Annotated in this window: 15 protein-coding genes; 7 read left to right on the forward strand and 8 right to left on the reverse strand. The window is 61.5% G+C overall.

Annotated features, from left to right (window positions below; genetic code table 11):
* Window positions 1–40: 40 nt before the first annotated feature.
* Window positions 41–958 carry a cation diffusion facilitator family transporter gene (locus AX756_RS16875; RefSeq protein ID WP_068314218.1) on the reverse strand — a complete coding sequence of 306 codons (918 nt, stop codon included), beginning with the start codon at window positions 956–958 and terminating at the stop codon, window positions 41–43.
* A 321-nt stretch (window positions 959–1,279) separates the two neighbouring features.
* Here AX756_RS16875 and AX756_RS16880 point away from each other — a divergent pair, with 321 nt between their 5' ends.
* Window positions 1,280–1,657, forward strand: a complete 378-nt coding sequence (locus AX756_RS16880) for a CBU_0592 family membrane protein (RefSeq protein WP_068314221.1) — start codon at window positions 1,280–1,282, stop codon at window positions 1,655–1,657.
* 36 nt (window positions 1,658–1,693) lie between these two features.
* On the opposite strand, the gene polA is transcribed toward AX756_RS16880, so the two are convergent.
* Both polA and AX756_RS16890 read right to left on the reverse strand, forming a co-directional pair.
* Window positions 1,694–4,489: a DNA polymerase I gene (gene polA / locus AX756_RS16885; RefSeq protein WP_068314381.1), complete on the reverse strand. Its 2,796-nt coding sequence runs from the start codon at window positions 4,487–4,489 to the stop codon at window positions 1,694–1,696.
* A 393-nt stretch (window positions 4,490–4,882) separates the two neighbouring features.
* The gene (locus tag AX756_RS16890; RefSeq protein WP_156461541.1) at window positions 4,883–5,056 is read right to left on the reverse strand and encodes a zinc-finger domain-containing protein; all 174 of its coding nucleotides are present in this window, start codon (window positions 5,054–5,056) and stop codon (window positions 4,883–4,885) included.
* A 120-nt stretch (window positions 5,057–5,176) separates the two neighbouring features.
* Between AX756_RS16890 and AX756_RS16895 the strand changes: the two genes are divergently transcribed.
* Both AX756_RS16895 and AX756_RS16900 read left to right on the forward strand, forming a co-directional pair.
* Window positions 5,177–6,121 (forward strand): ABC transporter ATP-binding protein, encoded by a 945-nt coding sequence (locus tag AX756_RS16895; RefSeq protein WP_068314224.1) that lies wholly within the window; start codon window positions 5,177–5,179, stop codon window positions 6,119–6,121.
* 3 nt (window positions 6,122–6,124) lie between these two features.
* On the forward strand, window positions 6,125–7,180 hold the full coding sequence (locus tag AX756_RS16900; RefSeq protein WP_156461539.1) for a cyanophycin synthetase: 1,056 nt from the start codon (window positions 6,125–6,127) through the stop codon (window positions 7,178–7,180).
* Between the two features lie 33 nt (window positions 7,181–7,213).
* Here the strand turns inward: AX756_RS16900 and AX756_RS16905 are convergent, their stop codons facing one another.
* Together AX756_RS16905 and AX756_RS16910 are read right to left on the reverse strand one after the other, a co-directional pair.
* Entirely contained in the window at window positions 7,214–7,597 is a 384-nt protein-coding gene (locus AX756_RS16905) for a histidine triad nucleotide-binding protein (protein WP_068314229.1), read from the reverse strand.
* 21 nt (window positions 7,598–7,618) lie between these two features.
* Window positions 7,619–9,196: a DUF5928 domain-containing protein gene (locus AX756_RS16910; RefSeq protein ID WP_068314232.1), complete on the reverse strand. Its 1,578-nt coding sequence runs from the start codon at window positions 9,194–9,196 to the stop codon at window positions 7,619–7,621.
* 143 nt (window positions 9,197–9,339) lie between these two features.
* On the opposite strand from AX756_RS16910, the gene AX756_RS16915 reads away from it, so the two are divergent.
* Window positions 9,340–10,158: a sulfotransferase family protein gene (locus tag AX756_RS16915; protein WP_068314234.1), complete on the forward strand. Its 819-nt coding sequence runs from the start codon at window positions 9,340–9,342 to the stop codon at window positions 10,156–10,158.
* Between the two features lie 185 nt (window positions 10,159–10,343).
* Here the strand turns inward: AX756_RS16915 and AX756_RS16920 are convergent, their stop codons facing one another.
* The 3 genes from AX756_RS16920 to nth form a co-directional block, all read right to left on the reverse strand.
* Complete coding sequence (locus tag AX756_RS16920; RefSeq protein WP_068314237.1) at window positions 10,344–10,577, reverse strand: helix-turn-helix domain-containing protein; 234 nt, start codon at window positions 10,575–10,577, stop codon at window positions 10,344–10,346.
* A gap of 499 nt (window positions 10,578–11,076) precedes the next feature.
* Window positions 11,077–12,069 carry an adenosine kinase gene (locus AX756_RS16925; RefSeq protein WP_068314240.1) on the reverse strand — a complete coding sequence of 331 codons (993 nt, stop codon included), beginning with the start codon at window positions 12,067–12,069 and terminating at the stop codon, window positions 11,077–11,079.
* The gene (nth, locus tag AX756_RS16930; RefSeq protein ID WP_068314243.1) at window positions 12,066–12,707 is read right to left on the reverse strand and encodes an endonuclease III; all 642 of its coding nucleotides are present in this window, start codon (window positions 12,705–12,707) and stop codon (window positions 12,066–12,068) included. The genes AX756_RS16925 and nth overlap by 4 nt, the downstream gene beginning before the upstream one ends.
* Before the next feature lie 307 nt (window positions 12,708–13,014).
* On the opposite strand from nth, the gene AX756_RS16935 reads away from it, so the two are divergent.
* The 3 genes from AX756_RS16935 (at window position 13,015) to AX756_RS16945 (ending at window position 14,410) form a co-directional block, all read left to right on the forward strand.
* Window positions 13,015–13,368 (forward strand): AtpZ/AtpI family protein, encoded by a 354-nt coding sequence (locus tag AX756_RS16935; RefSeq protein ID WP_068314247.1) that lies wholly within the window; start codon window positions 13,015–13,017, stop codon window positions 13,366–13,368.
* 3 nt (window positions 13,369–13,371) lie between these two features.
* The gene (locus AX756_RS16940) at window positions 13,372–14,124 is read left to right on the forward strand and encodes a F0F1 ATP synthase subunit A (RefSeq protein WP_068314250.1); all 753 of its coding nucleotides are present in this window, start codon (window positions 13,372–13,374) and stop codon (window positions 14,122–14,124) included.
* 61 nt (window positions 14,125–14,185) lie between these two features.
* Window positions 14,186–14,410: a F0F1 ATP synthase subunit C gene (locus AX756_RS16945; RefSeq protein ID WP_068314254.1), complete on the forward strand. Its 225-nt coding sequence runs from the start codon at window positions 14,186–14,188 to the stop codon at window positions 14,408–14,410.
* Window positions 14,411–14,457 lie beyond the last annotated feature (47 nt).

Genomic DNA, 14,457 nt, shown 5'->3' on the forward strand with positions numbered 1-14,457 from the left:
GCTTACGCAGAGGTCAAGCATGACGGAGGGTACGTTCGTCTCAACCGTGACCAACTGGCTGGGCATCGACACAACGATCCGCAGCGCCTTCCATTTCCAGCACCGAATGTCGAATGCCGAAACGCTCTGCCAAAAGGCCCTTGAGTGCCGCCTTGACCTGTGCGGCGGCCGCTCCCGGTGCGAGCACGACATGCGCCTCCAGCGAGGTCTCGTGTTCGCCCATCTGCCAGAGGTGGAGGTGGTGGATCTCGACCACGTCGGGGCACTCTTCCATACCGGCGATCGCCTCCTCGACGGTTGGCGAGCCCGGGCTGGCCAGCATGAGAATGCGAATGACCGGGCCGATTTCGCGCGCCGTATGCCACAGGATATAGCCCGCGATCATCAGCGTCACGATCGGGTCAACCAGCCGCCAGTCATAGAGCAGGATCAACGTGCCCCCGATGATGACCGCCACCGAGCCCAGGGCGTCCATGAGGTTGTGAAGAAAGGCCGCGCGCATGTTCACGCTGTCCTTCGACATCCGGAAAATCAGCAACGCTGTCACGGTGTCGATCACCAACGCGACAGCGGCCACGCCAACAACAAGCCAGCCTTGCACCTGTGGCGGATCCAGCAGGCGGTTGATGCCCTCGACCGCGAGGTAAAAAGCGATCACGATCAACACGGTATAATTGATGAGCGCGGCCACGACTTCGGCCCGGCCATAGCCGAAGGTCATCCGGGCATCGGCGGGACGCCGCGCGATCTTGCGGGCAGCAAAGGCGATCACCAACGAAAGCGCGTCGCTTAGATTGTGGATGGCATCGGCCACCAGCGCGAGAGAGCCGGAAATCACTCCTGCGATGATCTGTACGAAGGTTAACAGGAAGTTCACTGCGATGGCGACAAAGACCCGTCGGTCGCCGCTCTCGGGATCGAGACCGTGGTGATGGTCATGATGATGGTCGTGCGGCATCGTTGTCCCTCACACCTGTTTCTTCCATCCCGGGCTACCTCTCTCGCCGCCGGAGATCTAGGTGGCACGGTCAGTCCAGGGACATGGAAGCTACGGGCCTCGGTCGATTATTTTGGCGTGCCCTGAAGGCCGAATTCCTGTAGAATAGTCCCCATCGTCGCTGATCACCTGAAAAGTCGGCACTCCCATTCGGGTCCTTCTCCAAGGTGAGCAGAAAGCGGTGACGGGTCGATTTTCTGGACCCTATTTCGTTTGATTTCCGGCATTAACCGGATCGTTTGCGTGTGAAATGTGCCAATTTATTTTTATGGACCTTTATCAATGTTCAACCCTGTCCCGATTCAAGACAACCTGCCCCTCCTCCTTCAAATCTGTGGCGTAATAGGGTCGATCGTCTATGTCGGCGGTTTCGCGCTGGTTCAGTGCGACATCGCTTGCGGTAATGGAACGGCCTATTCCGTCTCCAAGATCATTGCCGCAGCCCTTGTCCTTTTGAGCCTGATCGACTCCTTCAACCTCGCGGCCTTTCTGATCCAGATAGGTTTCATCGGATTTGGCCTCTGGGGGCTCGCCCGCCGCACCGGTACTTCCGCCGACCGCGAGCAGACACCAACGAGATCGACGCCGCTCCGCTACGAACGTCCCCCGGCATTGGCCCGTAAAGGCGCACCACGGGCAATCCGCGAGCAGGCAAGTTGAGACGGACTTCCGTCACCGCGCGCGGTGACGGAGCACTCAATGCGCCTCGGCCCAGTTCGCCCCCTGCCCGGCATCGACAACCAGCGGCACGTCGATCTTCACCGCCGGCTCGGCGGCGGCCTCCATCACTTCGCGGACACGCGCAATGGTTTGGTCCACCGCGTCCTCGTCCACCTCGAAGATCAGTTCGTCATGCACCTGCAGCAGCATCTTGGCTGGCAAACCGGCGATTGCGTCCTCCATCCGGATCATCGCCCGGCGAATGATGTCCGCCGCCGTGCCCTGGATCGGCGCGTTGATCGCCGCCCGCTTGGCAAAGCCCGCACCCGGCCCCTTGGCATTGATCTCCGGCGTGTGGATACGGCGACCGAACAGTGTTTCGACCCGGCCATGCTCCTTGGCAAAGGCCACGGTGTCGTCCATGTAGGTCCGGATCCCGGGGAAGCGCTCGAAATAGCGGTCGATGAAGCCCTGCGCCTCTGAGCGCGGAATCCGCAGGTTCCGCGCAAGTCCGAAGCCCGAAATGCCATAGATCACGCCAAAATTGATCGCCTTGGCCTGACGGCGAATATCGGGCGTCATCTCGTCCAGCGGCACATCGAACATTTCCGACGCCGTCATGGCGTGAATGTCCTGGCCCTCTCGGAAGGCCTGTTTCAGCGCGTCGATCCCGGCCACATGGGCCAGGATGCGCAGTTCGATCTGGGAATAGTCGAGACTGACCAACAACTTGCCCGGCTCGGCGACGAATGCCTCCCGGATACGGCGGCCTTCCTCGCTGCGCACGGGGATGTTTTGCAGGTTCGGATCGGTCGACGCCAACCGGCCGGTATTGGCGCCCGACTGGATATAGGAGGTGTGCACCCGGCCGGTCTCGGGGTTGATATGGTCCTGCAGCGCGTCGGTATAGGTCGATTTCAGCTTGGAAAGCTGGCGCCAGTCCAGCACCCGCGCCGGAAGCTCGTGCTCCGTGGCGAGGTCTTCCAAGACCTGCGCCGGGGTCGACCATGCGCCCGTCTTGCCCTTCTTCACGCCCTCCAGCCCCATCTTGTCGAAAAGGATCTCGCCAAGCTGCTTGGGCGAACCGACATTGAAGCTCTCGCCCGCCAATTCGTGGATCTCGGCCTCCAGCCCCGCCATCTTCTGTGCGAATGCGTTGGACATGCGGCTGAGCGTGTCGCGGTCAACCTTCACGCCCGCCATCTCCATCCGTGCCAGAACCGGCGAAAGCGGCCGCTCCAACGTCTCGTAGACGGTCGTGACCTTGTTCAGGTGCAGTTGCGGCTTGAACAATTCCCACAATCGCAGCGTGATATCGGCATCTTCAGCCGCATATTTTGCAGCCACTTCCACCTCGACCTTGTCAAAGGTGATTGCACTTTTCCCACTTCCTATCAGTTCCTTGATGGGGATGGGAACGTGGGACAAGTACCGCTCCGAAAGCGCATCCATACCGTGGCCATGCAGCCCGGAATGCATGGCATAGGAAAGCAACATCGTGTCGTCATAGGGGGCGACCTCGATGCCATAGCGCGACAGGATCTTGGCGTCGTATTTCATGTTCTGGCCGATCTTGAGGACGGCCCCATCCTCCAGAACCGGCTTCAGAAGCGCGAGCGCCTCGTCGAGCGCCATCTGGCCCTCGGCCAACGCTTCGTCCGCAAAAAGGCCGTCGCCGCCGCCCGCCTTGTGCCCCAGCGGGATGTAACAAGCCTCGCCCGCCTCAACGCAAAGGCAGATCCCGACCAGATCGACGGTCATCTCGTCCAGCCCAGTCGTTTCCGTATCTACGGCGACGCGACCCATGGCGTTGATCCGGTCGATCCAAGCCTGGAGCGCCGCGGCATCTCGAACGATCTCGTATTTCGTGTGATCGAAGGGCAGCGATTCCGGGGCATCGGCTTCGGTCGCCGCCGCGGGCGCCTCCGCAATTGCCGGTGCCTCGACACCAAGTTGATCGGCGATCCGCTTGGAAAGCGTCCGGAATTCCATCTTGCCCAGAAAGCCCAGAAGCGCCTCTGGCTCCGGATCCCGTACTTCCAGATCGTCGAGGGTAAAGCCCAGCGGAGTGGCGCAATCGAGCGTGACAAGCCGCTTGGACAGCTCGATCTGCTCGCGCATTTCCATCAACGTCTGGCGGCGCTTGGGCTGCTTGATCTCCTCGGCGCGGTCCAGCAGCGTTTCGAGATCGCCATATTCCTGAATGAGTTGGGCGGCGGTCTTGATGCCGATCCCCGGCGCGCCGGGCACGTTATCCACCGAGTCGCCCGCCAGCGCCTGCACATCGACCACCCGCTCCGGGCCGACACCGAACTTGGCCTCGACCTCCTCGATTCCGATCCGCTTGTTCTTCATGGCGTCGAGCATCTCTACACCGCCCCCGACAAGCTGCATCAGGTCCTTGTCGGAGCTGATGATCGTGCAGCGCCCACCGGCCTCGCGCGCCTGACAGGCCAGCGTGGCGATGATGTCATCGGCCTCGTATCCCTCGATCTCCTCGCAGGCGACATTGAAGGCCCGCGTCGCCTCCCGCGTCAGCGGGAATTGCGGCACAAGATCCTCCGGCGCGGGAGGACGGTTGGCCTTGTAGAGATCATAGAGCTCGTTGCGGAATGTCTTGCCGGAATAGTCGAATATCACCGCCGCATGGGTCGGTGCATCCGGCCCGGTATTTCCCTCGATATAGCGGTGCAACATGTTGCAAAAACCCGCCACGGCGCCGATCGGCAGCCCGTCGGACTTGCGCGTCAGCGGCGGCAGCGCGTGATAGGCCCGGAAAATAAAGGCCGAGCCGTCGATCAGATGCAGGTGATGTCCCTTGCCGAATGCCATTCCGCGCTCCATGAAACAGTGCTTGTTCTTTGGTGACATGTTCTGCACGGGAGAACCAGCCCGACAGATGCTGCGCAGCGTGGCACCGCGATACGCAGAAGTGGGCCAGTGCCTTTGGCGCAGCCCCCGAACCTTACAACAGCGCCGATGCCGTCCTGCCAACGAAGGTTCCCGATAAAGTCGGGGCGCTTTGCCCGCCGCGCGCTCTTGCCTCAAGGTATTTGTAGAAAATGGAAGAGAAACCCAAATGGATTTCATCGCCCCCCAAATACCTCCGCCGGAAGCACGATCCACAGGACCGTTCGCGCGCTCAAAGCGTGCGCCTGCAAAAGGCGGCTTGGCTCGCGGAGCTGATCGACAGCCATGCCGTCCAAGCCAACAATCGTTATGGGATCAGGTCTTGGATTTGCCCTCGAGGACAAATCTCTTGTCGCAATAGGGGCATTCGACTTCGCCATCCTCGCCCAGGCTCAACCAGACCCTGGGGTGGCCCAAAGCCCCCTCGCCGCCATCACAGCAGACGCGCCTGGCGGTTACGACCTCGGTTTCGGGAGGCTGGGGGATCACGGACATGAACAGGCTCCTGGCAATCTGGTCCGGCGGCTCCTTGTGGCGCAGCCCGGCTCGGAATAGGTTCGCGGCATCATAGGGAACGCCCGTGCGCGGGCAAGTGCCGGAGCGCCGCATATGAGCCAATTCGCCATCGAAATCGAAGGACTGGCCAAGACCTACGCCGCCCACAAGGGCGAACCGCCCAAGGAAGCGCTCAAAGGGGTGGACCTGCAGGTGCCTCAGGGGGCCATTTTCGGCCTGCTGGGTCCGAACGGGGCGGGGAAATCGACGCTGATCAATATCCTTGCCGGATTGGTGCGCAAATCCGCGGGGAGTGTCCGAATCTGGGGCTTCGATCAGGATGTGAACCCGCGCCAGAGCCGCGCGGCCATCGGCGTCATGCCACAGGAACTCAATCTCGACCCGTTCTTCACCGCCCGCGCCGCGCTTGATGTGCAGGCCGGACTCTACGGGGTTCCGAAACGCGAGCGGCGGACCGACGAGATCCTCGAGATGATCGGGCTGACGGACAAGGCCGATGCCTATTCGCGAACCCTTTCGGGCGGCATGCGGCGGCGGTTGTTGCTGGGAAAAGCGCTGGTGCACAATCCGCACGTGCTGGTGCTCGACGAGCCGACGGCCGGCGTCGATATCGAGCTGCGCCAGATGCTGTGGAACAATGTCCGCAAGCTCAACGAGCAGGGGATGACGATCATCCTGACGACGCATTACCTCGAAGAGGCCGAGCAGATGTGCGACCAGATCGCCATCATCCATAATGGCGAGAAGATCGCGCATGACCGCACGGACCGCCTGATCGGGCGTCTAGATGCAAAGACGCTGGTCATCCAGCCGGAAGGACCGGTGCCCGAGGAGTTTCCCCTGCCAACGGATGTGACCTGCGAGCGCCGCCCCGGAGGAGCTATTGCGCTTTCCTATCGGCGCGGGGTGACATCGGCCGAAGATGTGCTGGACGCCGTTCGCGCGGCCGGCATCCGGATATCGGACGTCGCCTCCGAGGATCCGCGGCTGGAGGACATTTTCCTCGCGCTCACCGCTGGCGCGCACCGGGCCGCCTGATCCGTGCTGTCCTTGTCGCGGCCCGACAGCAAGCTGATGGCGCGCACGGCGCCCTTCGTTCGCATGCTGTCCGAGGCGGCTGAAGCGCTCGGTATCTCGCTGGAAATGGACGACGAATATGGTTTCGTTGGCCGGATCGTTGACAGGAAGGGCCGGCGCCATCCGATCTTCGGAAAATCAATCGGTTTGAATGCCGATGCCGCCGCCCATATCGCAGCCGACAAGGACTATACCGCCCGCTGGCTTGCGGCGGACACTCTGCCGACTCCCGCCGGCAGGATCGTCTTCAGCCCCGCCTACCAGAACCGCATGGCGCTGCGAAATGCCGACACCGCAGCCCGCCTGCCCGGCCCTGAAGCCGCTGCCGAGTTTGCCGAGGCGCAGGGCTGGCCGGTAATCGTCAAGCCAAATACGGGCTCCGAAGGGCGGGATATCCGCCTGTGCACGGATCGCGAACACCTGCTTTCAGACCTGCGATTGGCCTTTGCCAGCGACGACGTCCTGCGCGTCGAGCGACGCGTGCCCGGGCGGGACTACCGGTTGCTGGTTCTGGACGGGCGCGTCTTGCTGGCCTATGAGCGTGTCCCGCTCTCGGTCAAAGGCGACGGATCCACCCCTTTGGCCCAGCTTGTCGATGTGGTGCTCGCGGAGCTGCGGGCACGACATCGCGGCGCCAAGATTTCCGCCGACGACCCCCGCTTGCGTCTGCGTCTCGCCGCCGATGGTCGCAGCCTGGATACGATTCTACGCCAAGGCGAAAGCCAGAGATTGCTGGACAATGCGAACCTGTCCACCGGCGGCACCCTGCGCGACTGGACGGGGAATATGCCCGCCGAGGCCGAAGCCCTCGCAATCCGGGCGGCTGACAGCCTTGGCCTGCGCCTTGCCGGCGTGGACATACTGGCTCCGGCTCTCGAAAAGGGCATGGAGGGCGCGACCATTCTCGAGGTCAATTCAGCGCCCGGGCTGGACTATTTCGCTACCGCCACGCCGGAGAACTGGCCACGCGCCCGTTCTATCGTAACGGAGATGCTCCGGCTGCGGATCGGCGAGAACTGAGACGCCCCCTGCCCGTTCGAGCCGGCGCCGCGATCACTTCGCGGGTGCCAGCATCCGTCCGAGCATCCGTCCACCAAGAATATGGACATGCAGATGCGGAACCTCCTGCACACCATGCGCGCCGGCATTGGCGATCAGGCGGCAACCGTCGCCCGCAGCATCCGCCTGCACGCCAAGCATCTTGCAGATCCGCCCGACGGTGCGGGTGAAATCGACAATCTCCGCATCGGAGGCTTCGAGGGCAAAATGGTCGTAGCAGACATACGGCCCTTTCGGAATCACCAGCACATGCACGGGCGCTTGCGGGTTGATGTCGTTGAAGGCCAGCGAATGTTCCGTCTCCAGCACGGGGTTGCTGGGGATCTCGCCGCGCAGAATCTTGGCAAAGATATTCTGCTCGTCATACACATATGCCATTTCCTACCCTTCTCCTTCCGTTCAGTCGTCAAACAGGGTCTCACACGCCGCAATCTTCAGCGCTGTCTCTTTCGGTATAGACAGAAACGCCGCCAGCGACAGGGCATTCTGTTCCCGCGTCGCATCCTGCGCGATCACATGGTGATGCTGGAACCCGGCGTCGCGGATCCGGTCTGTTTCCTGCGCGAAATCCCGGCGTAACGTGTCGATCAATTCCGCCAAAGTCTCGGCATTGCCGCCTGCCCCAGCCAACCCCACGCGCTCGGCATGGCCGACCAGATACGCATCGGAGAACTGGCAACGGATATCGAGGATACGCACCGTCGCCCGGTCGCCAGCGAAATCGCTGATGATATCGAACATGGACGGGTCCAGGCAGAGTGCGAGCTTGCTCGTGTCGTGATAGCCGAAGAGCATGGAAACAAGCACGCGCCGGTGCCGCATGCGTTTGTAGATGCTGGTCTCGATCCCGCCGAGTTCGGGCAATCCGGCATCCTGTTCGGCAAACAGGTACTCCACGGCCTGCAGGCCGGTCTGCCCACGCATCTCGGCGATGAGACGCTTGGCGATATGCCACTTCTTGCAGACGACAAGGAGCAGTTCCTTGTCGCGCTCAAGGCCCCCGCCTTCCTCCCAGAAACGCGGGGAAAAGCGTCGCCCTTCCCGGCCGCGCCCGGTGAGGTAGTGAAAGAGATTGCGCCCCTCGTTCGAAATCTGGAACTGCTTGCCCCTGGCGGAATAGAGCTTGCCGAGCCGCGTCTTCAGCTCCGTTGCCTCGGGGCTGATCTTGCGGGCGAAAAGCGCGTCCTGCGCCAGCAGCAAATCGTGATGGTCGTTGTAGAAATTGACCGGCATTCCGTAGTCGGAAAACATCAGGAAGGTCAGCGTGCGCGAGCGGATCTCCTGCCGCGGGATCAGGTGGCGCACGATGGTCTGGAAAAAGGTCTCATCCGGAATCCACGTTGTCGCGAAGAAACGCATGACATCGCGTCGCTTGTCGGCGAAATCCAGCACCGCCTCGATGGTCCGCCGGCGCAGGCACCACCATTGGCTGCCGATCATCATCTGCAGGTCTTGCGGCACCTTGCGCTTTAGGCCGAGCCATTTCTGCAGTTCGAAGCTGCGATAGAACAGCCACTTGCGCTGGCGCTCGTTGAAGTAATGCCTGTAGATCAGCCGCTCTTCCACGAAGCCGGTCTTGATCCAGCCGCCATCGAAGTAATCGACGGATTCGATGTAATCCACATCCTCCGCCTCCAGGAAGGCATGGGCATATTCGGCGGATTTGACCGGCATGCAGTCGCCCGACAGCATGTAGAAATGCGTGGCGCGCGGAAAGGCGGCGGTGGCGGCCCGGATCGCCTCCAGCGATGCCGCGACAAGGCTCCATTCGCCCCAGCCGCATTTCAGGCGCCTTGCGGCAAAGGTGACATTGGAATTGTCGGCCAGTTCACTCCGAATCTTGGTGAAATCGGCCGCGGAAGCGCGTGCGTCGAAATGAATGGACAGGCAATCGCCCGCCGCCGTCAGCCGCCGGGCCTGCGCGACGATCGCGTCAGGATCCTTGTGACAGAGCAGGATATAGGCGATCTGTACCATTTCGAGAACAATCCTCGGGGCTTGCGCGGCATTGTTCAAGCCAGATAGCCCGAACGCCAATTGAAATGACAGGGTTTGTTTGCTTTTTTATGAGTATCTCTCAAAAGAGAGCAGAGCAGAGAGCCCAAACTAGGAAAAAACCCATGGGATACCCCGGCACCTGGATGACGGAAAGCGAAAGCATGGTCTATCGCGTGGTGCCAAAATGCGCCTGCTCGACCATCGGCCAGATCATGTTCTATTCCGACCATGGGCGCTTTTTCGACGGCGACATCCACGATTCCACCGAAGGGCTGCATAAATGGGCACAAGAGGAGAGCCAGCCGCTGATCGAGGCCAATGTCTCAGCGCATCGCTCGCGCAGCTTCACCTGCGTGCGCAACCCCTATACGCGCATCCTGTCCTCGTTTTTCGACAAGATTGCCGGCATCCAACGCAATGGCCGTCGCTATCGCGGCAACCTGGTGCCCAAACTCGCGCAACAATACGGTGTGGAGGTTGGCTCGCCCGAAGATGATTTCGATTTCGACCAGGTGAAGAGCTTCCGCCGTTTCCTGCTCTTTGCCCGCGACACGATCCGTTTTCGTCGCCCGATGGACCCCGACATTCACTGGTCGGCCATGTCGGGCCATATCTCCACCTTCATCGTCAATGGCGGCCGTTATGACCGAATTGTCTGGACGGAGAAATTCAACCAAGGCATGGCGCAGGTCCTTGACGGGCTCGCGCTTCCGCATCCGGTAGACCTGAGCACGATCCCGCGTTTCAACGAAAGCGAAGGGCACGGACCGAAACGTGCCCACCCGGTCGAAGACTATTTCGACGATCTGTCCATGCATCTCGTCTACGAGATCTACAATCGCGACTTCGAACTGTTCCGCTACGATTTCGAAAACCCGGCCAACAAGATGCCCACCGGTGAGATAGACCTCAATGAGGTTCACGCAAAGCTCGGGCGCTGATCGGGCCTACCGGGGAGGACCCCTCCGGCTCTGGCGCTGTCGCACCGCCCACCGTTTGGGCTCGCGCGCGTTCCGCGCGCAAGTCGCTGCGCGACGCCGTCGACTTCATCTTTCGAAAAAACCTCTGTCGGAGGCAGGCTACGAAGCGGCCTTCAATCGTCACCGGCACGATCCGCAGATCGTCTCTATTTCTTCGACTTCAGCACCACATGCAGCTCGTAGCCGTTTTCGGTCTCGGTCCAGGTGGCGCCCGCCTTGCCCAAAGCCTTTTCCAAGGCGCGCACCGTCGAGTACCCGGCGCCGGCGCCGCCTTCCAGCCGTTTGAGCGTCTGAACATGGACGCCCGCCGACGCTGCCAGCTCCTTTTGCTTCAAGCCGGCCGCGCGCCGAGCGCGGGATATCACTTCGCCGATTTTCATGCGCGCCGCATCGCATTTGGGAATGAAAAAATCAACCCTGCCTAGCAGAACTGCTACCTGTTAAATACTCTATTATTCTTCAGACTTTGCGAGTTCAGCGATTTGAAACCGTATTTAAAATTCCTCTATTCGCAACGGTCTTTGCCCTGATCCCGGCCGCTTCGCAGGAGAAAGACTACGCGGCGCGCGGCGATACGCCTGTGACGTCCGCCTCTGATCGCCTGAACGGAATGGCGCCCGCCCGGTGTGCGCGCAAGGAGGCCGAAACCGCGCGTCACCGGATGCAGGAATCCTCGAAGGCAGGGTCGTCACCTGCCGTCTCTCGGACCAGCTGATCGGCACCAGCACGACGGATGGCAAAGACATCGCCACGGCGATGCTCGCCAGCGGAGATGCGCTCGATTGCGATAGGAATTTCGGAAGGACGCTATCGCGCGCTGGAGCCCGAAGGCGCCCGCAGTTGGCAGCCTCCCAAGCCAGCAATGCAGGAAACAGGCTGCTACAGAAGGCCCGCCGCGTGGAACAGGTCGTGCGTATCCGTCTGCGGACGCGGCCCCATGTGGGAAATCACTTCCGTCGCGCAGATCACGCCCATGCGGCCACAGGTTTCAAGATCCCGCCCGGTGCTCAACCCGTAAAGGAATCCGGCGGCGAACTGGTCGCCTGCGCCGGTCGCATCCACGGGGGTCACCCTGTGCACCGGAACCTCCACCCGGTCTTCGCCCCGGATCAGGACGACATCGTCGCCGGACCGGGTGCAGACCACCAGGTCGCAATCCACCGCCGCATGCGCGAGGGCTTTCTCCAGATCCTCGGTCTCGTAGAGCGAGCACCATTCGTGGCTGTTGCCGATGACGTAATCCATTTCCTGCGCCACCAGCGCGCGGAAATCGGCACGGTGACGGTCCACGCAGAACGGGTCGGAAAGCGCGATCCCGGCCTTTCCACCGCCGGCCTTGCACAGGCGCGCCGCCTTGAGAAAGGCTTCCTTCCCCTTGTCCTTGTCGAAAAGGTAGCCTTCGAGGAACAGGATCTCGGCACCGCTGGCGACATCTTCGGGAACATCGCCCGGGCCGACTTCCGCCGAAATGCCCAGATAGGTGTTCATCGACCGCTCGCCATCCGGCGAGACAAAGATCATCGAGCGCGAGGTGGGCAGCTCCCCGTTGGGCACCGGTGGGTTGACGAAATCCGTCCCGTCCGCGGTCAGCGCATTGGCATAGTACTGCCCCAGGTGGTCATCATGCACCCGCCCCATGAAGGCCGTCTTCAGCCCGAGATGGCCGAGCCCGGCCAGCGTGTTGGCCACCGAGCCGCCAGGGGCCTGCTGGCGGTCATCCATCGCGGCAAAGAGGATCTCGGCGCGCTCCTTTTCGATGAGCTGCATGATCCCCTTCTCGATCCCCATGATATCCAGAAAGCTGTCATCGGAATGGGACAACACGTCCACGATGGCATTGCCAATGCCGACAACCTGGTATTTTGCACTCATTCGACGCCGTCCTTCTGGCAGAATTCCTCGATCACGCAGATCCCGCAATTGGGTTTGCGCGCCTTGCATACATAGCGGCCGTGCAGGATCAACCAATGATGGGCGTGATGGGCGAAATCGGCCGGAATGTTGTCCTCGAGGGCGCGCTCCACCGCGACCACATCCTTGCCGGGCGCAATGCCCGTCCGGTTGCCGACCCGAAAGATATGCGTGTCGACCGCCTGCGTCGGCATTCCCCACCACATGTTGAGCACCACATTGGCCGTCTTGCGCCCCACACCTGGCAGGCTCTCCAGCGCGGCGCGGGAATTGGGAACCTCACCGCCGAACTCCTCCACGAGGATCCGCGAGAGTTTCATCACGTTCTTCGCCTTGTTGCGGAAAAGGCCGATCGTCTTGATATGCTCGATCAACGTCTCCTCGCCGAGATCGAGCATCTCCTGCGGGGTCGCTACTTTCGCGAACAGATCCCGCGTGGCACGGTTGACGCCCTTGTCCGTCGCCTGCGCGGAAAGCGCCACGGCCACGAGGAGCGTGTAGGCGTTGGTATGTTCCAACTCGCCCTTGGGTTCCGGATCGCTCTCGCGGAAGCGTTCGAAGATCTGCCGCAGGACATTGTAATGAAGTTGCTTGCTCATGGCCCGGTCTTGCCCGCGCGTGACAGCGGGCGCAAGACCCACGAGGCGCCCCTTCAGCGACCGATCTGGTCGCCGCGCGGTTGGAGTGCTCGCCTTCGGACGATCCCGCCCAGGAAACCATCAACCGATTGGTTGAATTTGCCCAGGCGGGACTGTCATGCGCTAACAACCAAAACGGAATCCGCACCTGTATTTTTTATCATTATTTTTCATAATCTTAGGGAGCAATGCACGTGCAGCATAGCCGATTGACTCTGAGCACACCCCCGGCATAGTGTCCAACGCAACGGTTGGAGGGTGCCCCCCATTGGCGGAAACTAGCGAGCGAGAGCGGCTCAGGCAGCTCGAAGAGAAAATCGCACGCGCCAAGGGCGAGGAAAGTGACGCCACTCCGGCTGGAGACCTCTCTCAGGCGAATTTCGCCTGGCAGATGGTGACGGAGCTGGTGGCCGGTATCGTGATCGGCCTTGGCATCGGCCTTGGGTTGGACGCGCTTCTGGGCACGAAACCCTTCCTGCTGGTGCTGTTCATATTGCTGGGCTTCGTGGCCGGTGTGCGCGTTATGATGCGAACCGCTGCGGATGTTCAGAAGAAGCAGATGGCCCAGGCCGCTGCACAGGAAACGAAGACGGCGGACGCTGTCGAGGAAAAGAGGGACTGAGACGTGGCAGACGAAGCACACGGCGGCGGTGGCATCCAGATTCACCCGATGGACCAGTTCAAGGTCGAACCGCTCTTTGGCGGCGACCATGTCGGCATGCTGACGATCACCAATGTTACCTTCTGGCTGGCCATGTCGGTGCTGGCGATCACGGTGATCCTCGTTGTCGGCACCCGCGGCCGCGCGATCATTCCCAGCCGTGCCCAGTCGATCGCCGAGCTTGCCTACGGCTTTGTCTACAAGATGGTCGAGGATGTCGCCGGCAAGGATGCCGTTGGCTTCTTCCCCTATATCATGACGCTCTTCATGTTCATCGTTACTGCCAACTTCCTTGGCCTGCTGCCGATGTCCTTCACCACCACCTCGCATATCGCGGTGACCGCGATCCTCGCGATGGCGGTGTTCCTGACGGTAACCTTCGTGGGCTTCTGGAAGAACGGCACCAAGTTCCTTGGCCTCTTCTGGGTGAGCTCCGCGCCGCTGGCACTGCGCCCGATCCTGGCGATCATCGAGGTGATTTCCTACTTCGTGCGCCCCGTCAGCCACTCCATTCGTCTGGCAGGCAACCTGATGGCCGGTCACGCCGTGATCAAGGTGTTCGCGGGCTTCGCCGCCGTCACCGCCATTGCGCCCTTTTCGATCCTGGCCATCACCGCGATCTACGGGCTCGAACTGCTCGTGGCCTTCATCCAGGCCTACGTCTTCACCATTCTGACCTGCGTCTATCTCAAGGACGCGCTGCACCCGTCCCACTAAGGGCGGCGCAAAGGTCCCGAATACCAAATACATCAACTTCCAATCGCAAGGAGAAATCATCATGGAAGGCGATCTCGCACATATCGGCGCAGGCCTCGCAGCTATCGGTTCCGGCGCTGCCGCCATCGGTGTTGGCCACGTTGCCGGCAACTTCCTCGCCGGCGCCCTGCGCAACCCCACCGCGGCTGCCAGCCAGACCGCCACTCTCTTTATCGGTATCGCATTCGCCGAAGCCCTGGGCATCTTCTCGTTCCTGGTCGCGCTTCTGCTGATGTTCGCCGTCTAAGAAACCTTTCTGAGATCCTTGCCGCCAGGGGGGCGGGCCTGAACCGG

This window comes from Aliiruegeria sabulilitoris, assembly GCF_001558155.1.
Classification (GTDB): domain Bacteria; phylum Pseudomonadota; class Alphaproteobacteria; order Rhodobacterales; family Rhodobacteraceae; genus Tropicimonas; species Tropicimonas sabulilitoris.